Source organism: Hyphococcus luteus (assembly GCF_002943565.1).
GTDB lineage: Bacteria > Pseudomonadota > Alphaproteobacteria > Caulobacterales > Parvularculaceae > Hyphococcus > Hyphococcus luteus.
This window is the reverse complement of the sequence record NZ_PJCH01000015.1, coordinates 244023-261153: the sequence shown is the minus strand read 5'-3', so window position 1 is coordinate 261153 and position 17131 is coordinate 244023. Positions and strand designations below refer to the sequence as shown.

General features: G+C 60.3%; 22 protein-coding genes and 2 pseudogenes. 12 read left to right on the top strand and 12 right to left on the bottom strand.

Annotation, left to right across the window (positions count from 1 at the left end; genetic code table 11):
- The first annotated feature begins 135 nt into the window (after positions 1 to 135).
- The gene (locus CW354_RS17370; RefSeq protein ID WP_165793794.1) at positions 136 to 1104 is read left to right on the top strand and encodes a DUF3137 domain-containing protein; all 969 of its coding nucleotides are present in this window, start codon (positions 136 to 138) and stop codon (positions 1102 to 1104) included.
- A gap of 13 nt (positions 1105 to 1117) precedes the next feature.
- Here the strand turns inward: CW354_RS17370 and CW354_RS17365 are convergent, their stop codons facing one another.
- The 4 genes from CW354_RS17365 to CW354_RS17350 form a co-directional block, all read right to left on the bottom strand.
- On the bottom strand, positions 1118 to 1573 hold the full coding sequence (locus CW354_RS17365; RefSeq protein ID WP_165793793.1) for a PH domain-containing protein: 456 nt from the start codon (positions 1571 to 1573) through the stop codon (positions 1118 to 1120).
- A gap of 96 nt (positions 1574 to 1669) precedes the next feature.
- On the bottom strand, positions 1670 to 1990 hold the full coding sequence (locus CW354_RS17360; protein WP_133162360.1) for a DUF4282 domain-containing protein: 321 nt from the start codon (positions 1988 to 1990) through the stop codon (positions 1670 to 1672).
- Between the two features lie 83 nt (positions 1991 to 2073).
- The gene (locus CW354_RS17355) at positions 2074 to 2433 is read right to left on the bottom strand and encodes a DUF805 domain-containing protein (protein WP_104831341.1); all 360 of its coding nucleotides are present in this window, start codon (positions 2431 to 2433) and stop codon (positions 2074 to 2076) included.
- 63 nt (positions 2434 to 2496) lie between these two features.
- Positions 2497 to 3588: an ATP-dependent DNA helicase gene (locus CW354_RS17350; protein WP_104831340.1), complete on the bottom strand. Its 1092-nt coding sequence runs from the start codon at positions 3586 to 3588 to the stop codon at positions 2497 to 2499.
- 65 nt (positions 3589 to 3653) lie between these two features.
- Here CW354_RS17350 and CW354_RS17345 point away from each other — a divergent pair, with 65 nt between their 5' ends.
- Positions 3654 to 4079 carry a hypothetical protein gene (locus tag CW354_RS17345; RefSeq protein WP_133162359.1) on the top strand — a complete coding sequence of 142 codons (426 nt, stop codon included), beginning with the start codon at positions 3654 to 3656 and terminating at the stop codon, positions 4077 to 4079.
- Between the two features lie 3 nt (positions 4080 to 4082).
- Here the strand turns inward: CW354_RS17345 and xth are convergent, their stop codons facing one another.
- The 3 genes and pseudogenes from xth to CW354_RS23870 form a co-directional block, all read right to left on the bottom strand.
- A complete protein-coding gene (xth, locus tag CW354_RS17340) occupies positions 4083 to 4865 on the bottom strand; it encodes an exodeoxyribonuclease III (RefSeq protein ID WP_104831338.1) in 783 nt (260 codons plus the stop codon).
- 141 nt (positions 4866 to 5006) lie between these two features.
- Entirely contained in the window at positions 5007 to 5519 is a 513-nt protein-coding gene (locus CW354_RS17335; protein WP_104831337.1) for an SRPBCC family protein, read from the bottom strand.
- A gap of 140 nt (positions 5520 to 5659) precedes the next feature.
- Positions 5660 to 6376, bottom strand: a pseudogene (locus CW354_RS23870) (nitroreductase).
- A 94-nt stretch (positions 6377 to 6470) separates the two neighbouring features.
- On the opposite strand from CW354_RS23870, the gene CW354_RS17325 reads away from it, so the two are divergent.
- Positions 6471 to 7130 (top strand): ATP-dependent Clp protease proteolytic subunit, encoded by a 660-nt coding sequence (locus CW354_RS17325; protein WP_133162358.1) that lies wholly within the window; start codon positions 6471 to 6473, stop codon positions 7128 to 7130.
- 169 nt (positions 7131 to 7299) lie between these two features.
- Here the strand turns inward: CW354_RS17325 and CW354_RS17320 are convergent, their stop codons facing one another.
- The 5 genes and pseudogenes from CW354_RS17320 to erpA form a co-directional block, all read right to left on the bottom strand.
- Positions 7300 to 7752 (bottom strand): nuclear transport factor 2 family protein, encoded by a 453-nt coding sequence (locus tag CW354_RS17320; protein ID WP_104831335.1) that lies wholly within the window; start codon positions 7750 to 7752, stop codon positions 7300 to 7302.
- Between the two features lie 93 nt (positions 7753 to 7845).
- Positions 7846 to 8052, bottom strand: a complete 207-nt coding sequence (locus tag CW354_RS23865) for a hypothetical protein (RefSeq protein WP_279303134.1) — start codon at positions 8050 to 8052, stop codon at positions 7846 to 7848.
- 36 nt (positions 8053 to 8088) lie between these two features.
- Positions 8089 to 8616 (bottom strand): annotated as a pseudogene (locus CW354_RS23860) (DpnI domain-containing protein); the annotation flags it as partial.
- A complete protein-coding gene (locus CW354_RS17310) occupies positions 8613 to 8807 on the bottom strand; it encodes a hypothetical protein (RefSeq protein ID WP_104831334.1) in 195 nt (64 codons plus the stop codon). The gene CW354_RS17310 and the pseudogene CW354_RS23860, both read right to left, overlap by 4 nt.
- 7 nt (positions 8808 to 8814) lie before the next feature.
- Complete coding sequence (gene erpA, locus CW354_RS17305) at positions 8815 to 9156, bottom strand: iron-sulfur cluster insertion protein ErpA (protein WP_104831333.1); 342 nt, start codon at positions 9154 to 9156, stop codon at positions 8815 to 8817.
- Between the two features lie 187 nt (positions 9157 to 9343).
- Here erpA and CW354_RS17300 point away from each other — a divergent pair, with 187 nt between their 5' ends.
- From CW354_RS17300 to tatC, 9 genes are all read left to right on the top strand, one after another.
- A complete protein-coding gene (locus CW354_RS17300; protein WP_133162357.1) occupies positions 9344 to 9955 on the top strand; it encodes a YqhA family protein in 612 nt (203 codons plus the stop codon).
- Positions 9956 to 10030: 75 nt separating this feature from the next.
- Positions 10031 to 11215 (top strand): deoxyguanosinetriphosphate triphosphohydrolase, encoded by a 1185-nt coding sequence (locus CW354_RS17295; RefSeq protein ID WP_423793549.1) that lies wholly within the window; start codon positions 10031 to 10033, stop codon positions 11213 to 11215.
- A 215-nt stretch (positions 11216 to 11430) separates the two neighbouring features.
- Positions 11431 to 12285: an SPOR domain-containing protein gene (locus CW354_RS17290; protein WP_104831330.1), complete on the top strand. Its 855-nt coding sequence runs from the start codon at positions 11431 to 11433 to the stop codon at positions 12283 to 12285.
- A 94-nt stretch (positions 12286 to 12379) separates the two neighbouring features.
- Positions 12380 to 13399 carry a beta-N-acetylhexosaminidase gene (gene nagZ / locus CW354_RS17285; RefSeq protein WP_104831329.1) on the top strand — a complete coding sequence of 340 codons (1020 nt, stop codon included), beginning with the start codon at positions 12380 to 12382 and terminating at the stop codon, positions 13397 to 13399.
- Between the two features lie 61 nt (positions 13400 to 13460).
- Positions 13461 to 14363: a segregation and condensation protein A gene (locus tag CW354_RS17280; RefSeq protein WP_207764886.1), complete on the top strand. Its 903-nt coding sequence runs from the start codon at positions 13461 to 13463 to the stop codon at positions 14361 to 14363.
- Entirely contained in the window at positions 14360 to 15349 is a 990-nt protein-coding gene (gene scpB / locus CW354_RS17275) for an SMC-Scp complex subunit ScpB (protein ID WP_207764885.1), read from the top strand. Before CW354_RS17280 ends, scpB begins: the two co-directional genes overlap by 4 nt.
- Positions 15350 to 15430: 81 nt before the next feature.
- Positions 15431 to 15643, top strand: coding sequence for a twin-arginine translocase TatA/TatE family subunit (locus CW354_RS17270; RefSeq protein ID WP_104831328.1), 213 nt, complete (start codon positions 15431 to 15433; stop codon positions 15641 to 15643).
- Between the two features lie 154 nt (positions 15644 to 15797).
- Positions 15798 to 16268: a Sec-independent protein translocase protein TatB gene (gene tatB, locus CW354_RS17265; protein ID WP_104831327.1), complete on the top strand. Its 471-nt coding sequence runs from the start codon at positions 15798 to 15800 to the stop codon at positions 16266 to 16268.
- Positions 16265 to 17092, top strand: coding sequence for a twin-arginine translocase subunit TatC (gene tatC / locus CW354_RS17260; RefSeq protein ID WP_104831326.1), 828 nt, complete (start codon positions 16265 to 16267; stop codon positions 17090 to 17092). Before tatB ends, tatC begins: the two co-directional genes overlap by 4 nt.
- Positions 17093 to 17131 lie beyond the last annotated feature (39 nt).

Genomic DNA, 17131 nt, shown 5'->3' with positions numbered 1-17131 from the left:
GGAATAGATGAAAGAGGCTCTAAAGACGCGCGCGCGCTGGGAAAATTGTTAAGCTGAAAAGAACAGTTAACAGTTTGCTATCATGCTGGGGCCTCCAGTCCTGGGATAAAGCGCCGTGCGGGGATGAACATGACGATGAGGCCGCCATCGGACCGGGAAGAGTTTCACGGGTTTCCCGCCTTCTATGAGGCCGAGATTGCGCCCTATCTGCGCCAGAAGGAAGACGCCCGCCAGAAAGCCATCCTGCATGCCGCCCTTATGGGGATCGGCGGGGCGGTGGCCGCGCTCGCCGCGTTTCGCTTCGGCCCCTTTGGCGGGGGCAATATGCAAGCCGGGATCATTATCGCCATGCTGACGCTCGCCGTCGCTATGTGGCGGATCAACCGCACCCGCAGCAACATCACCCGGGGGCTGCTGGAACGGGTTTGCCGCAAGCTCGGTTTTGCTTATCGCCGCGATATCGGCCGGCCGGAATATTTCTCCGACTACGACCGTTTGAAACTGATGCCGAGCTTCAACCGCGAAAGCTGGGAAGACGAAGTGCGCGGGACCCGCGACGGCGCCGATTTCGTCTTTTGCGAAGCGCATCTGAAATACAAATCCAGCGGCAAGAACTCATCGACGCGCACGGTCTTCCACGGCCAGCTTCTGGTCATCGATTATCATAAGGATTTTCTCGGCGAGACGGTGGTGCGCCGCGATGCGGGGCTGTTCAACCGTTTCGGCAAACCCGGCGCCGATTTCCGCCAGGTAGGCATCGCCTCGCCGAAATTCGAAAAAATCTTCGAAGCCTGGTCCACCGATCAGGTGGAGGCGCGCAACCTCCTCGATCCCATCGTTCTGGAAAGGTTCGAGGAGCTCGACCGTTTGTTCGACGGCGCGAAACTGCGCGCGGCGTTTGCAAGCGGGCGGCTTTATATTGCGCTTGAGACCGGCGACAAGCTGAATATGGGCTCGATGTTCGCGCCGCTCGAAGGCCCTGAGCGGGTGGAAAAAATCCTCCACGAGTTCGATCTGATTTTCGATCTCATCGACGTGCTGATCAAGCAGGTGGACGGGCGTCTGGACGGCGCGTTCTCGGTTGCGGCCGTGCGCGGTCAATAGGCGTCGCCGGCGTTCAGGCGTGCGCAGGTGCGGGCTCCTGCGCGGCAGGGTCGACGGCAATCGCACGGTCCTGCGAGCGCGCATCGGTGACGAGCCGGCGGAACTTGACGGGATCGGCCATGGGATGGGTGCGGATTTCGCTGTCGCCCGTGCCGGTGATTTCAACGACGCCGAAGCCGAAAATACGGCCCCAGAAACCCTGATGAAGTTCGATCTGTTCGACGGTCGAGACGCCGAGCTCCATGGTTTCGCGGGTGAAGAGGCCCTTTTTGTAAACCACGCGCCGCGTCGTCAGCGCCGATTCCGTCGTCGCGAAGTGAACGAGCATCAGCGCCCAGATGAGAACGCCGACGCCGACAACGCCAAGCAGTATCAGCGCGCCCCAGGCGACCACATGATAAGGCCAGGGAAAACGCGCGACCATCAGGATGTCTTCGTCGGCGCCGAGACTGGATTTCACATAAGACATGGCGGCCCTTGGTTTGCTCCTCGTCATGAGGAGAACACGTCGGCCGTCAATTGGTTTCCTGTGTGCGCAACGCCCTGAAAAGGGCCGCTGAACGGATCAAGGGGCGTCGGTTGTCGGGCCGGCGTCTTTCGCGCCGCCGCCGACCGCTTCCTGAATCTTGCCGAGCCGGTCATACATGCCGAAGACGACGATGTAGATTTCACACAGGAAGCGCCAAAAAATAAGCGCGATGACGCCGCCGATCGGCGCGGCGATGATCATGCCGAGCCCGCTCAAAACCCCTTTTCCAAATCCGCCGAAAATGCCGACGAGCACGCCGATGGCGATGAACACAACGCCGATCCAGTAAAGCACCTTGATCAAAATGGTGGCGATGAGCTTATCGAATGTGAAGAAACGACTGACGATTTCGGACATTGTCTTGTTCTCCTTTTGGGGCCGGTCGATGGGCGCTGATTGCAATACGAGGTGGCTTCCGGGAAAGCGCGTCTTTTGAAGCGTTACGCCGCTGGCGGTTGCGGGCCTTCGCCATATTGGTTGGGTCCGTCGGAAGGTTTGGTCAGGAAGATAAGGGCGACGACGAGGTTCACGAGCGGAATGAACATCAGGATCACCCAAAGGGCCTGTTTGCCGATATCGTGAAAACGCCGGATGCTGACGGCGACATTGGGCACGATCAGGGCGAGCCCGTAGACAGTCGTCAGAATATCACCCATGCCGAGCGTGCGGCTGACAGCGGTCACGAGAATCGCGCCGATAATATAGGCCAGCACCCACCACCAGAATTCGGCGCGACCGGAACGGCCGTCGAATTTGGCGTAATTCTTTAATACGGTTTTGACTGACTGCATGAAATCCATGAGACTCTCCCTAGCCTGTTTGAGGCAGAGTCTAGACCGGTTCGCCTTCCGTGCAAGGAGGGCTTAGCGGACGAGCGTTAACCTTTCGGCCGCCCTTGTCACGCCCGTATAGAGCCAGCGCGCGCCGTGCTCGCGGAACATGTAGCTTTCGTCAAACAGCACCACATTATCCCATTGCGAGCCCTGCGCCTTGTGGACGGTGAGGGCGTAGCCATAGTCGAACTCGTCCGCGCCCTTGCGCTGAAGCCAGGGGACGGTTTCCGGCCCTTCAGTGAAAAAGCCGCGGGGGACGGTGACGGTGACCGCCTTGCCGCCTTCCTCGGGGCGCACGGCAAAGCGCACGCGCCCGCCTTTCGGCTTCATGGTGCGCTCGACCGTCCAGAGCCCGCCATTCAAGAGGCCCTTCTTCTTATTGTTCCGTAGGCAGACGAGTTTTTCGCCAGCCTCCGGCGTGTCGGCGGCGTGGCCGTGCAGCTCGCGCAGGCGGTCATTATAGCGTTTACGGGTGCGGTTGGCGCCGACGAGGATCTGGTCGGCCTCCATGATTTCTTCGGTCTGAACGTCGCGTTTGGAGATGACGCGGCATTCCTCGGACTGTTCGTCGAAACTCTCGCCCTCGCGGATCGCCATGGAAAGCCGGATGATCGGATTGTCCGCCGCCTGGCGGTGGATTTCCGTCAGCATGAAATCGGGATCGCCCTCGGTGAAAAAGCCGCCGCCCTTGACGGGCGGGAGCTGCGCCGGATCGCCCAGCACCAGCACCGGCTTGTTGAAGGAAAGAAGGTCCTTGCCGAGGTCTTCATCCACCATTGAGCATTCGTCGATGACGATGAGGTCGGCGTCGGCGGCGGGCGCGTCATGGCGGATGGTAAAGGAAGGCTCGCCTTCATCCTCCTCGTCAGCGCGGGACGGGCGGTAGATCAGCGAGTGGATGGTCGTGGCGCCAACGCATCCCTTCTGGCGCATCACATGTGCGGCCTTGCCGGTGAAGGCGGCGAAAGCGACCTCGCCGCCGGCGTTTTCCGCGATATGGCGGGCCAGCGTCGTCTTGCCCGCGCCGGCAAAGCCGAAGAGGCGGAAGACTTGGCTTTCGCCGGCCTTGCGCCAGCGTTCGACGGCGACGAGCGCGTCATCCTGTTGAGGAGACCATTTCATAAGAGCTTGTTAAATCGCTGAATAGGGTGATAATGCAACGCCTGCACTTTAGAATGAGCAGCGGCATGAATAAACCATATTTGAATTTTCTTATTTGGCTTGCTTCGGCCTTTTTGATTCCCGGCAACGCTGCCGCAGAATGGAAAACCTACGAGGGTATCTACATCCGGGGATTTGAGAACCACAGTTTTAGAGAATGCGGCAAAGATGACGCTTGGTGGGTCGACCTGACATCTGAGGCGTCAGCACAATTCAAATCCTTTCTTGATAGCAATGACTCTGAAGAAATGTTGAGAACCGAGACAGATGAGTTATCCAAACTTCCAGCAAATGGTTGGTCGGTAGGCGACAGGTTTTTTGTTCATGTGGAAGGATTTCTCCATTCCAAAGGTGAGTACGGACATATGGGATTATGGAACCGTCAGCTTACCATTAGGCAGTTCAATTCTTTACGATTTCCGACTGAATCCGATCTTGCTCAGTGTGACTAGCGATTAGCTCAGTTCCACCCATGCCGGCACATGGTCGGACGGCTTTTCCTTGCCGCGCTCCTTGCGGTCAATGCCGGCGTCCTTGAAGCGGTCGGCGGCCTGCGGGCTTAAGAGGAGGTGGTCAATGCGGATGCCGTTGTCTTTCTCCCAGGCGCCGCGCTGATAATCCCAGAAAGTAAAACAGGCGGCGCGGGGATGGGCCTGACGGATGGCGTCGGTGAGGCCGAGATTGACGATCTCGCGAAACGCCGCGCGCGTCTCGGGCAGGAACAGCGCATCGCCGATCCAGGCTTTCGGATCATGGGCGTCTTCCTCCTGCGGGATGACATTGTAATCCCCGGTGAGGACGAAGGCTTCCTCGTTTTCGAGCAGCTTTTGCGCGTGTTTTTTGAGGCGCTTCATCCATTTCAGCTTGTAGTCGTATTTCGGGCCCGGGGCCGGATTGCCGTTCGGCAGGTAAAGCCCGCCGACCCGCACCGGCTCGGCGTCGTCCGGCGTCACGAGCGCTTCGATATAGCGCGCCTGCTCGTCGTCCTTGTCGCCGGGCAGGCCTTTCACGACGTCTTCGACGGGGTGCTTCGAGAGGAGGGCGACGCCGTTATAGGTTTTCTGGCCGTGCACCTCGACATTATAGCCGCGGTCCTCGAATTCGAGCGCCGGGAACTTTTCATCGACGCATTTGATTTCCTGCAGCACCGCCACATCGGGCTTGGCGCTCTCGAACCATTCGAGAATGCGGGGCAGGCGGGCGTTGATGGAATTGACGTTGAATGAGGCTATTTTCATCAGAGCCTTTCCATTGAGTTGTCAGCTTCATGAAGCATAAGGATCAGACGTCCGTTTCCATGTGACGATACCGTTTCGGCTCTGCTAAAAAAGATAAAGCGCCTGAGCGGGATCGTGTTTTATCAAGCGAACGTCTGTCTATCAAATGTCGTTTTCTTGTCGAGCGGCGCTGGAGGGCGCTTCGTCTTGTTCGGCTTTTTCTTTCACGCGGGCGAGGGCGCTCTTCAGATAACCGGGCCAGAACAGTTTGACAATGAACCAGAGAAACGGCTCGGCGAGCGCGCCGGCCGGCGTGAAAACATAAGTCCAGTCGATGCGGGTGCGCCCGGAGGCCCTTTGCGTGAAATGCCAGTCGGCGCGCGCCTCGGCGACGAGCGGCGCGAAGAGGCCGGTGAATTCCGTCAGGCGATAGGCGAAGGTTTTCTCGGGCGTGAAGCCGATCAATTCTTCGCGTACGGATGATTTATCGGACAGCTTGTGGCGGCGCACCTCGCCGATCGTTGACCAGGGCGCGTCATGGCCGTCCACGTCCAGGATAGCGGGCAAGGGCCCGTGTTTTTGAATGAGCGTGCGCGCGTCAATGGACGCCGCGGTGTCGAACACCCGTGCGGCGGGCGCGTCGATATATTCGGTGACGGAAATCTGGACCGACATGAAAGCTGTCCCGGTTAAAACTTAAGCCCGCGATGCGGCGCGGGTGAGCGGTTCGCATACCCGATTTCAGCCGGAGATGACACCCGGGGCCGGATCATGCGCTGGAACGCCCGTCACATGCGGTCTTTGAGCCGGCGGCTTTATTGCGTGAGGAAGCGCGCGAATTCGTTCACCTCGGCGCGGGCCGAACGCAGCTCGTTCACTTTCGCGTCAGGGTCGGCATAGCCGAGCGCCATGCCGCAATAAAGCTGGTCGCTGTCGGGAAGCTCGAGAAAGGCGGAAACGGTTTTCGCCTGCCGCGTCCACGCCTCCTGCACGCAGGTCGCAAGGCCTGCTTCTTCCGCGGCGAGGGCGAGCGCCAACATGAACATGCCGAGATGCGCCCCCCGCGCGCGAAGGCGCGCAGATTATAATTTGACCGCCTTCGCGGTCGGGCCCTTGTCGAAGCGCCGGTCGAGGGAAAAGAAAAGACCCACGGGGGCGCCGAAAAACTCATAATTACGCATCAAGTGCTTCAGGCGCGCCGGCTTATCCTCGCGCGGAATGCCGAGACGCGCATACATAGCCTCGCCCACCTCATAGCGCCTCGTGCGCCAGGGCTCGGCGAGTTTCGGCGGATAGACTTCAAGCTCGCTTTCGTCGGCGAGGGGATTGTCCGCAATCGCCTGTTTCACCGTAGCGACCAGCCGGTCGCGGGCCGCGCCGGTGACCACATGAACGCGCCAGGGCTGGAGATTCCCGCCGGACGGCGCCCAGCGGGCGATCTCGAGCAGCGCGCGGATATTGGCCTCGCTCACCGGCTTGTCGAGAAAGGCCCGCGTGGAAATGCGGGATTTTATGGCCTCAGTGACGTTCATGATTTCTCAGCGCTTTTATTCCGGGATGCGGGGACTTACCTAGAGTGATCCTGAGAGTGACGGGCGTGCGCCCTGCGGGCAATGGCGGCGAGCAGTGAGTAAAGAGCGGAAATCGAAATTAACGCTGATAACGACGCTCCTCATGTTCGCGGCGACGGCGCTGCTCATCGCCCGCAATGAAGAGCTGATCTTTCAGGACAGGGGCGTGGTCGCTGTCTCACGCGACCGGCAGGACCCGGAGACGCTGGTCTTTTCATGGCGCAGCAAGGTCGAAGCGCCCATGGCCCGCCAGTTCGAGGAGGCTTATCGCGAATGGAAAGGCGAGGGGCGGCGCATCATCATTGATCTTCATTCCCCCGGCGGCGCCATCGCCGAGGGCGAACAGGTGATCCGTCTCATCGACCGGATGAAGCGCACGCATGAAGTCGACACGCGCGTGCGGTCGCGCCGGGCCTGTTACTCCATGTGCGTGCCGATCTACCTTCAGGGCGAGGAGCGTTATGCGGCGGCGAACGCCCGCTTCATGTTTCACGAACCGTCGGCCTATGATTTTTACACCGGCGAGAAAGTCGACCAGCCGAAATTCGAACGCGACCTTGTGAGCCGGCGTTATTTCGACCGCTATTTCGTCAATTCGCCCATGGACCCGGTCTGGCGGGACAGGCTGGAAGCAGACTGGAAAGGCAAGGACCTTTATTTTACGGGGCAGGAGCTTGCAGATCAGAATTCCAACATCGTGACGGTGCTGGAGTGATTGCGGCATTTACCTTTCCCCTTTGGGGAGAGGTCGGATTTTCGTAGAAAATCCGGGTGAGGGGGAGCTATGGCGCTGAAGGCGAAATACCTTTCCCCCTCATCCGGCCCTTCGGGCCACCTTCTCCCCAATGGGGAGAAGGGCACGCGGCCGCCGTTTGCGCGCCGGTCTAAAACATCGTGTTGTCGTTGGCCGACTCTTCCGGGACCGGCTGCACCACGTCCCAGTGCTCCACGAACTTGCCGTCTTCCATGCGCAAGATGTCGACCACCGCGAGGCCTAAGGAATCCGGCGTCGGCTTGTTGTTGTAATGGATCCAGACGAGATCGCCTTCGGCTGCGGACCGCTTGATGTCGATGGAGGCGTCGGGGTTGCCCTCGAAGAACGGCCCGAGAAACGCCATCAGCGCATCGGCGCCGTCCGGCGCGGCGGGGTTGTGCTGAATATAAGTCTCGCCGAAGCACTCGGCCTTGGCCTGATTCAGCTCGTGCTGGTTGAAGAGAAGGTCCATGCAGTAAAGCGCCTTCTCCTTGTTCGCCGCTTCGAGCGCGGCCTGCGGGTCTTCGCCTGCGCATCCCGCCAGCAACGCGGCGCCGGCCGCCGCCATGAGTAATGTCCGCATGTCTTCCCTCCCTTTTTGTTTGTGCGGGGAGGATAGCGGACAATGACTGTCAGTACGAGCTGTAAGTATGCGTTTTTGGGGTAAAGCCCTTATTTAGTTGCGTATGATTTCATATTTTCCGTTCCCCAGAAAAGCCAAATACCCATTGTCGCGTAAACGTTGTAACTGTTGTCTGATTTTAGGGCGTATATTTTTGTTATTTGGATATAATCTTTGCAGTTCCTCTTCGAACTCATACATTTCCGCCAAAGTAAAAGAGTGCTTGTTTAGTTTTTCGGTGTACCTCATTACGTCAAGCAGCCATCCACGAGATGGAATGGCTTCGTTACGCAGAAATGCTGTCTTATGCCACTGGCTTGTAACAGTTTCTTTTTCTGCAACCCTGCTATCCTTGACGACGAAAATTTTTCCAGCTTCTGGTACCTTGTCCAATAAAATATTGCAGCCCACCCAACCTGCTCGCCTTGCCGTTGACGCAAGAGGTTTGCGACGTTCTATTATTCTGGGCGTAAAGAAATGCTTCGGCACCATGAATAAATTAGTTACCGATAAACTATCCGGATCGTAGCTTAAAAATGCAAAATTTGGATTATTCGAAGCGTTGAGACGGCGGGTTAATGTGTCATATGCCCCATCCAGAACTTTTTTGCCGAATTTTTTCTTTTGGCTTTTCAGTTCAAATTCTTAGTTGCATGTTGGGCAAAAAAAATCAGCCGCAGGGTTGTTATTTTTGAATTTATTTAACTTTTCACAGCCGCATGCAGGGCAAAATAATGTGTTGGAAGCCCAGTACTCAGTGAGTGCGCGCGCATTTTGAGATTGGCTGCTGTAAGAAGCTTGAGCTTCTTCAAATCCAAGTTTCATTCGACGGGCTGTGCATTGATGATGTCTGTTATCTTTATTTTATCAAGCTCATCACGATCTAGAGATTCATATACACCTTCGCCATTTTCAATCAGCTTTTTCGCTTCAGTCCGTGATGGCGCGTCAATTGTCACAGTATGCTCATCATAGCCTTCAGTGCGTCGAATGACTTTGAATGTGTAATTCATCATCTGGCCCTCAAAGCGAAAAACTCGTCCCGCAGCCGCAAGCCGCTGTGGCGTTCGGGTTTTCGATCTTGAAGGCCGCGCCGATGAGCTCGTCGGAAAAGTCGATCACCGAGCCGGCCATGTAGTCGACCGAGACGGAATCGACCAGCACGGAATAACCGTTCGCGTCGAGGACGAGATCGTCATCCTCGCGCTCCGTGACGATGTCGAATTTGTACTGGAAGCCGGAACAGCCGCCGCCCTCGACCGCGACGCGCAGCATGGCGCCCTCCGGCTCTTTCGAGAGGATCGCGGCGATGCGCTTGGCGGCGCGTTCGGATACGGTGACCGGGGAGGCTTCTGCGACAGACATGAACTCGGGTCTCTTCTCCTGCGTCTTCGCCCAACATAAGGGGTCCGGGGCCGGATTTCGAGGGCTTCGCTCCGGCTTGCGGGCGGGAAAAACCGCCCCCATCTCGCCCGAAAGCGGTTAATTTCGGGAAAGCGGCGGCTTTTTGGGAGCGACTCACCGCAATGAAGGGCGGAAATGGCGGGAAATCATGACCTTCAACAGACTTGAGAAGCTTTTTTTCTGGACGACGCGGCTGTTCACCCTGGTGGCCGTGATTGCCTCCCTCGGCGGCGCGCTGATCATGTTCTATCTCGGCGCGGAAAACACCTATTCCGCCTTCGAGCATCAGTTCGATCCGTCTCCGACGAAGCCTGTGGAGGGGCTGCCGGCGGACGAGGCGACGGTCATCAGCCTCATGGTGGCGCTCGACAATTTCCTGATCGGCGTCGTTCTTTTGTTTTTCGCCTACGGGGTTTACGGGCTTTTCATCCGGCCGGAGTTCAATTCCCGCGATCTCGGCCTGCCCGAATGGATGCATGTGGAGCAGATCGGCCAGCTCAAACAGACCATCGCCGAAGTCATCTTCGTCGTTCTTTTTGTTCTGTTTTTAAGGATTGCGCTGCAGACATTCCAGAGCGGCGCGCTCGAGCCGTCCATGCAGCGGATCGGCTGGTTCCTGATGCTGCCCTTTTCCATCCTGATGCTGGCCGGGGCGCTGCGGCTGGTGGAGTTGCATCCCAAGCCGAGAAGGAGCAATCCAGCGAAACACAAAGGCCGGATCACGCCTTCGCAGGATGACGAGACGGATGCGGCGGAGTAAAGATGTCCTATGAGGTTGCAAGGCCAAGTCCCTGAAGACATGCCGGAATCGGCCTATGGCGGCGCATCTGCGCCCATGGCCTTCCCGGCGCCGCTCGCGCCCTATGCGGCCCGGGCTGAGCAAACCAGGGGCCGGCTGCATCCCGAACATGAAAGCGCGGTTCGCACGCCCTTCCAGCGTGACCGCGACCGGGTGATCCACGCCGTCGCTTTCCGGCGCTTAAAGCACAAGACGCAGGTTTTCATCTCCCATGAGGGCGATCATTACCGCACGCGACTCACCCATTCCCTCGAAGTTGCCCAGATCGCCCGCACGCTCGCCCGAGCTTTAAAGCTCGACGAAGACCTCGCCGAAGGCCTGGCGCTCGCCCACGATCTCGGCCATCCGCCTTTCGGCCATACGGGCGAGGATGTGCTGGTCGAATGCATGGCGGATTACAACGGCTTCGACCACAACGCCCAGACCCTAAGGCTCCTGACCAAGCTTGAGCGCCGGCACGCGGATTTCGAGGGGCTCAACCTCACCTGGGAGATGCTGGAAGGCGTCGTCAAACATAACGGCCCGCTGACCGGGCCCCTGGCGGAAAAGAAAGAGCCGCTGCCCGCCGCCATCGTCGAATATGCGCAAAACCACGATCTCTGGCTCGACACCTTTCCGTCGCTCGAAGCGCAGGTCGCCGCCATCGCCGATGACATCGCCTATAACAATCACGATGTCGATGACGGCCTCAGGGCCGGGCTGTTCAGCTTTGACGAGGCGCGGGCCGTTCCGCTTGTGGGCCCGGCGATCGTTTCCGCGCAAATGCGCTGGCCGGACGCGCCGCGGGACATCCTCATCGCCGAAGCGGTGTCCGATCTCATCGGCGCCATGGTCGAGGACGTCCTCGCCGAAACGAAAGGGCGGCTTGTCGCGGTCAATCCGCAGGACGCCGATGCGGTGCGCCGCGCCCCGGCGGCGCTGTGCGCGTTTTCCACAAGCGTCGAGGCGGATCTGTCGGGCCTGCGCGCCTTTCTGCACGAGAACATGTACCGTCATTACAAGGTCAATCGCGCCCGCAGCCAGGCCAAGAGAATCATTAAATCTTTGTTCGACTTATTCTTTACCGAACCGGAGACGTTGCCGCCGGAATGGCGCGAGCGGTATGAGGGCGGAAGCGAGGCGCGGCGCGCCCGGGCGGTCTGCGACTATATCGCCGGCATGACCGACCGCTACGCCGTCCGGGAATACCGGCGCCTTTTTGGCGTCGAATTTGACGGCTAACGCTCTGAGTTCGCGTCTTCCAATGCTAGAATGACGCGGAACGGCGATTCGGCGCCTTTAGGGCGTTTGGCTGAAAGGATATTTGAAAGGCCTCTGAAGCATGGGGTTGATGCGGGGGTGAGGCGGCCCCTAATCAGCGGTCCCCCACGCAGCGGCCTTGGGGAGAAGATCGGGCGCGGACTTTTTGAAGCGCTTTCGAAGGAGCGGTTTTAGACATGGCGAACGCAGCACAAGACGAAGCTTACGAAGAAGACTATCAGGAATATGACGAGTTCGACGATGAAGAAGACGATCGCGGACTGTCGGGTTTCGCTGTCCTGATCATGGGCATCGTCATGATCGGCGCGTTCGTGTCGGTCGTGTGGATCGCCTACAAGCAGGGCATGAAGGTCGGCCGCGACGGCGGCGCCGTTGAAACGCCCTATGTCGCCGCCGATCCCGATCCCATCAAGATCGAGACCGCCGAGGACGGAACGCCCGTCGCCGAGGACCGCGAAGTCTATGACGCGCTCGACGGCGAAGAAGGCGAGCCGGTGACGACGCTCGCCGAAGGGCCCGAAGAGCCCGTCGACCGCTCCCCGGAAGATGCGATCGGCGCGCTTTCGGCCGAGGCGGAAGAGGCCGCCGCCGGCATGAATGACGAGGTCGAAGACCGTCTCGCCGATCTCGAAGCGCAGGACGCCGAAGTGCTCGACAACGAACCGGCGGCGCAAGAGCCTGTCGATACGGGGCCTGCGACTGTGAGCGTGAAACCGGCGCCGGCTTCGACAAGCGCGTCGTCCTCAAGCTCGGGGTCGGCGGGTGCGGTAGACGCCGCTTCGGGCACGCATGTGGTGCAGGTCGGCGCCTTCCGTTCCAATGATGAAGCCATGTCGCAATGGGGCCGCATGGAGACGAAACTCGGCGATTATCTTTCCGGAAAAGGCCCGGATGTGGAGCGGGCCGATCTCGGCGACCGCGGCGTTTATTATCGTCTGCGCGTCGGACCGTTCTCGTCCTCAGACGACGCCAAGACTTATTGCGCCGGGCTGAAGGACCGCGGACAGGACTGTCTCGTGAAGGGGCTTTAAAAATATCCGCTCATCCCGGCGAAAGCCGGGATCTAGTGCCACATGGCGGGAGCCCCCGGCCTGCGCCGGGGTGAGCGGCAGGTAATATAGTGTCATGCCCACAGCTGTTGTTTTCGATTGCGAAGGCCCGCGCCTCTCTGACGAGGAGCGGGCTTTCTTTAAGGATGTCGACCCTTGGGGGTTCATCCTCTTCGCGCGCCATTGCGAAAGCGCCGACGAGGTCCGCGCCCATTGCGACGAGTTGCGCGACTGCGTCGGGCGCGAAGATGCGCCGATCCTGATCGATCAGGAGGGCGGGCGCGTCGCGCGGATGAAGCCGCCGGTCTTTCCGGCCCATCCCGCGCCGACGGTTTTCGGCGAACTCTGGAAGCTCGATCCGAAAAAGGCGCATGAGGCCGCGAAGCTCAATGGCTATCTCCTGGGCCGTCTCGTCTCCGACCTTGGCGTCACCGTGAACTGCGTTCCCATGCTCGACGTGCCGCAGATCGACGCCGACCCGCAAGTGATCGGCGACAGGGCCTATGCGAAATGGCCGGACATCATCGCCAATCTTGGCCATGCGACCATCGAAGGGCTGAAAGAGGGCGGGGCGCTGCCCGTGATCAAGCACCTGCCGGGGCACGGCCGGTCGCTGTGCGATTCCCATCACGCCCTGCCGCGCGTCTCGGCGAAAAAGCGGGACTTGCAATCCTGCGATTTCGAACCCTTCAAATCCTTGCGCGACGAAAAAATGGGCATGACCGCGCATATCGTTTACGAGGCCTATGATGCGGCGCACCCGGCGACCCTGTCGCCGGTGATCGTGCAGGACGTCATTCGCGGCGAGATCGGCTTCGACGGTCTTTTGTTCACGGACGATCTCAAGATGAAGGCGCTGGGCGGCGCCATTCCGGATCGCGTCGCGGGCGCCTATGACGCCGGCTGCGACATTGCGCTCGCCTGCAATTTTACGATGGCCGAAAAGACGGAAAGCGCGGGCGCGCTGCGCAATCTTGAGGGCGCCGCGGCGGACCGCGCGAAAGCCGCCATGGCCGACTTGCGCGCGCCCGAAAGGGGCGATACCAGCGAGCTCTACGAGCGCCTCAACGGGCTGATCAAGCCGGCTCTGGCTTAGTTTTCAACAGAGGGCGGGAAAGCCGATAGGATGCGGCCAGAATCGGCCCTAAGGTGATCTGATGGCGGATGGCGAACATATTCCCCAAATGGCGGCCCCGGTGAACGAGGCAGAGCCTGAAAACGGCGCTGAGAACGCTGACGCGTTCGATGAGCCCGTGCGCGTGACGACGACCGACGAGGCCATCGACGCGCTGGTGGTGAATATCGAGGGCTATGAAGGCCCGCTCGACGTGCTGCTCGATCTGGCGCGCCATCAGAAAGTCGACATCCGCAAGATTTCCATGGTCGCGCTCGTCGACCAGTATCTGCAATTCGTCGAGGCCGCGAAGGAGCGCAATCTTGAGCTCGCCGCCGACTATCTCGTCATGGCGTCATGGCTGGCGTTTTTGAAATCCAAGATGCTGCTGCCCGCCGTTGAGGACGATGGCGACGAGCCGACTGCGGATGAAATGGCCGCGCGGCTGGCCTTCCAGTTGCAACGGCTCGAGGCCATGCGCAAGGCGGTGGACGATCTGCAGGCCCTGCCGCAGGAGGGGATCGACTTCTTCCCGCGCGGCGCGCCGGAAGGCGTGCGGGTCACGCACAAGCCCGACTGGCAGGCGGACCTCCTCGATCTTTTAAAGGCCTACGCGACCCAGCGCATCGCCGCGGTGGACCGCGACTACCATATCGAACCGCCGGCGGTGTTTTCCATCGAGGCGGCGCGGGCGCGCCTTGAGCGCATTCTTGGCTCGATCCCCGAATGGACCGAGCTCAGTACGCTGACGAAAACCTATGAGGCGCAGGCGCCAGGCGTTTCCGTTCTGGCGAGCTCGTTTAACGCGGCGCTGGAATTTGCTAAGGCCGGGCGCATTCATTTGCGTCAGGTCAGCCATTTTGAACCGATTTACATCAAGGCCCGTCCCGAAGACGCCGAAGAAGGCGGCCCTGTCGCGACGGATGAAGGAGACGGGTCGCAATGACCGACGATGCAGGCCGCAATTTTAAAAGCATGGATGCGCGCGAGACGCAGGAAGCGCTCGCCGAGGAATTGTCGGAAGAGCTGATGCATGAGGAAGGCGAAAGCGAAACCGTGACCGACGACGCAGAAAAACACGAAGACGACGAAGCCGAGGCGCAACAGGCCGAAGAGACGGAAGTCGAGGCTGAGGCTGACGCCGAAGACTCCGTAGAGGCTGAAGGCGAAGCTGTCGCCCCGGAATCGGAGTCTGAGCCCGAGTCTGAACCGGTAGTCGAATGGAGCGAGGAGGATCTCGCCGAGCACAAGCGCATGGTGGAGGCGCTGTTGTTCGCCGCCGCCGAGCCCCTCGACGAAAAGTCGATCGCCGACCGGCTGCCCGTCGGCGCGCGTGTCGCCGAGCTCGTCGCCGCCGTCGCCGAGGACTACGAAAACCGCGGGATCACGCTGAAGAAGATCGACAGGAAATGGCGTTTCGTCACCGCGCCCGGCGTCGCCCATGTGCTCCAGAAGGAAAAGGTCACGCAGCGCAAGCTCTCCCGGGCGGCGCTCGAGACGCTGGCGATCATCGCCTATCACCAGCCCTGCACCCGCGCCGATATCGAGGACGTGCGCGGCGTCCAGGTCGCCAAGGGCTCTCTCGACCAGCTCCTCGAAATCGGCTGGGTGAAAATGCGCGGCAAGCGCCGGGACGTCCCGGGCCGGCCGACGCTATACGGGACCACGGAGGATTTCCTCGAGCATTTCGGGCTGGAGAGCGTCCAGGATCTGCCGGGGCTCGCCGATTTGAAGGCCGCAGGGCTCCTCGACGCCCGCCTGCCGCCCGGATTTTCCGTGCCGACGCCCGCCGACGGCGACGACGAGGAGACGGACGAAGAGGAGGAATCCGGCGAATTTGCGCAGGATTTCCTCGAAGACGGCGAGGCGGATGGCGCAGAAGAGGCCGTCGAGGGCGGGGAAGGCCCGGAAGACAAAGCCGCAGACGCATAAAATGCGCGCCGCTTTGGGTTTGCGTCCTCCCCCCTCACGCATTACCTATAGGCCGCAATTCAAGTTGAGAGGCGCAGGATAATGGGTGCAATCGGACCCTGGCAGATCGTCATCATCCTTCTGCTGGCGCTGCTGCTGTTTGGCGGCGGCGGCAAGATTTCGGCGATCATGGGCGACTTCGCCAAGGGCATTAAGTCTTTCCGCAAAGGCCTTCAGGAAGACGACAAGTCCCTCGATGACCAGAGCGACAATGCGGTGGACGTGACGCCGGCCAAGGAAAAGGACAAGGCGTAGCCCCCTTGGCGCAAGGCTCTTGTCCCGCTCATCCCCGCGCAGGCGGGGATCCAGCATAGATCGAGACATGGATTCCCGCCTTCGCGGGAATGAGCGGTGAGAGGGCGAAAACGATGTCTCTATTCCGGCCGCGAGCCGTTTCTGGAACCGCTGCATGAACCTCCTGCCGCAATTCGGGTTTTTCGAGCTGGTGCTCGTCGCCGTGGTGGCGCTGATCGTGGTCGGTCCGAAGGACCTGCCGCGGCTGATGCGCTCCGCCGGCCGGCTCGTTGCGAAAGCGCGCAGTCTGGCGGGCGAGTTCACCGCCGCCTTCGACCAGATGGCGCGCGAGGCGGAGATGGAGGATCTCAGGAAGGAAATCGACGATCTGAAAAAGAACAATCCGGTCGCCGAAGCCAAACGCGCCGTCGAGGAGAGCGTCGCCCCGATTGACAAGGAGATCCGCGACGAGGCGCGCGAGATCGACAAGGCTGTGCGCGAAACGCCGAAACCGGAAACCGGCCCCGCGCCGGCTCAATCCGGCGAGGATGAACCGGCGCCAAACCAATCGGAAAGAGCCGAACCGGCTGAAGACCAATCCGCCCCCGACGCCGTCAAGGGCGAGAGCGAAACTACGAAATCATGAGCGAGACGGGGAAGGAAGAAGAGCTCTCCGAAGAGGATGAGCTGAAGGCTTCGTCGGCGCCCTTGCTCGACCATCTGGTCGAGTTGCGCTCGCGCCTCATCGTGTCGGCCGTCGCCTTCGCGGGCTGCTTTGCGGTCTGCTTCGCTTTTTCCATCCCGCTTTACGATTTTCTCGTCGTCCCGTTCGAGCGCGCGGTGACCGCCGCCGGGGTCGAGCCGAAACTCTATTTCGCGCCGCTCGAATTCTTCTTCACGCGGGTGAAGCTGGCGGCGCTCGGCGGCATTGCGCTCGCCTTTCCGGTGGTCGCTTACGAGATTTATAAATTCGTCGCCCCCGGGCTTTACCGGCGCGAGCGGGCGGCGGCGTTTCCTTTTCTCCTCGCCATGCCGGTTTTGTTCACGGCGGGGGCGGCGCTCGTCTATTTCGTGCTGATGCCCTTCGTCATGCGCTTTGCGGTGGGGATGGAGCAGAACCCGGCGGAGACCGGCGGCGTCGCCATCGAGCTCCTGACCCGGGTGGGGGACTATCTCTCCTTGATGACGACGCTGATCATGGCGTTCGGCTTCGCCTTCCAGCTTCCGGTCTTTTTGACCCTGCTGGCGCGCACCGGGCTCATCACCTCGCAGTTCCTGGTGCGCAATCGGCGCGTCGCCATTGTCGTGATCTTCATCATCGCGGCCTTCCTGACCCCGCCGGACCCGATCAGCCAGCTCATCCTCGGCGCCTGCGTCATCGGACTTTACGAGATTTCGGTCCTTTCCGTGCGCCTTGCGGAGAAGAAGGCGAAAGAGGCGCAGGAAGAGCCGGAGGAAGGCTCGGCCTGACATCTTCTTCTCTTCCCCCGCCCCGCGCCGAATGGCGCG

Excerpts from the sequence above, each read along its gene's own strand:
- CW354_RS17370 (WP_165793794.1), top strand. The coding sequence starts at position 136 with ATGAGGCCGCCATCGGACCGGGAAGAGTTTCACGGGTTTCCCGCCTTC.
- CW354_RS17365 (WP_165793793.1), bottom strand. The coding sequence starts at position 1,573 with ATGTCTTATGTGAAATCCAGTCTCGGCGCCGACGAAGACATCCTGATG.
- CW354_RS17360 (WP_133162360.1), bottom strand. The coding sequence starts at position 1,990 with ATGTCCGAAATCGTCAGTCGTTTCTTCACATTCGATAAGCTCATCGCC.
- CW354_RS17355 (WP_104831341.1), bottom strand. The coding sequence starts at position 2,433 with ATGGATTTCATGCAGTCAGTCAAAACCGTATTAAAGAATTACGCCAAA.
- CW354_RS17350 (WP_104831340.1), bottom strand. The coding sequence starts at position 3,588 with ATGAAATGGTCTCCTCAACAGGATGACGCGCTCGTCGCCGTCGAACGC.
- CW354_RS17345 (WP_133162359.1), top strand. The coding sequence starts at position 3,654 with ATGAATAAACCATATTTGAATTTTCTTATTTGGCTTGCTTCGGCCTTT.
- xth (WP_104831338.1), bottom strand. The coding sequence starts at position 4,865 with ATGAAAATAGCCTCATTCAACGTCAATTCCATCAACGCCCGCCTGCCC.
- CW354_RS17335 (WP_104831337.1), bottom strand. The coding sequence starts at position 5,519 with ATGTCGGTCCAGATTTCCGTCACCGAATATATCGACGCGCCCGCCGCA.
- CW354_RS17320 (WP_104831335.1), bottom strand. The coding sequence starts at position 7,752 with ATGCGGACATTACTCATGGCGGCGGCCGGCGCCGCGTTGCTGGCGGGA.
- CW354_RS17310 (WP_104831334.1), bottom strand. The coding sequence starts at position 8,807 with ATGATGAATTACACATTCAAAGTCATTCGACGCACTGAAGGCTATGAT.
- erpA (WP_104831333.1), bottom strand. The coding sequence starts at position 9,156 with ATGTCTGTCGCAGAAGCCTCCCCGGTCACCGTATCCGAACGCGCCGCC.
- CW354_RS17300 (WP_133162357.1), top strand. The coding sequence starts at position 9,344 with ATGACCTTCAACAGACTTGAGAAGCTTTTTTTCTGGACGACGCGGCTG.
- CW354_RS17295 (WP_423793549.1), top strand. The coding sequence starts at position 10,031 with ATGGCCTTCCCGGCGCCGCTCGCGCCCTATGCGGCCCGGGCTGAGCAA.
- CW354_RS17290 (WP_104831330.1), top strand. The coding sequence starts at position 11,431 with ATGGCGAACGCAGCACAAGACGAAGCTTACGAAGAAGACTATCAGGAA.
- nagZ (WP_104831329.1), top strand. The coding sequence starts at position 12,380 with ATGCCCACAGCTGTTGTTTTCGATTGCGAAGGCCCGCGCCTCTCTGAC.
- CW354_RS17280 (WP_207764886.1), top strand. The coding sequence starts at position 13,461 with ATGGCGGATGGCGAACATATTCCCCAAATGGCGGCCCCGGTGAACGAG.
- scpB (WP_207764885.1), top strand. The coding sequence starts at position 14,360 with ATGACCGACGATGCAGGCCGCAATTTTAAAAGCATGGATGCGCGCGAG.
- CW354_RS17270 (WP_104831328.1), top strand. The coding sequence starts at position 15,431 with ATGGGTGCAATCGGACCCTGGCAGATCGTCATCATCCTTCTGCTGGCG.
- tatB (WP_104831327.1), top strand. The coding sequence starts at position 15,798 with ATGAACCTCCTGCCGCAATTCGGGTTTTTCGAGCTGGTGCTCGTCGCC.
- tatC (WP_104831326.1), top strand. The coding sequence starts at position 16,265 with ATGAGCGAGACGGGGAAGGAAGAAGAGCTCTCCGAAGAGGATGAGCTG.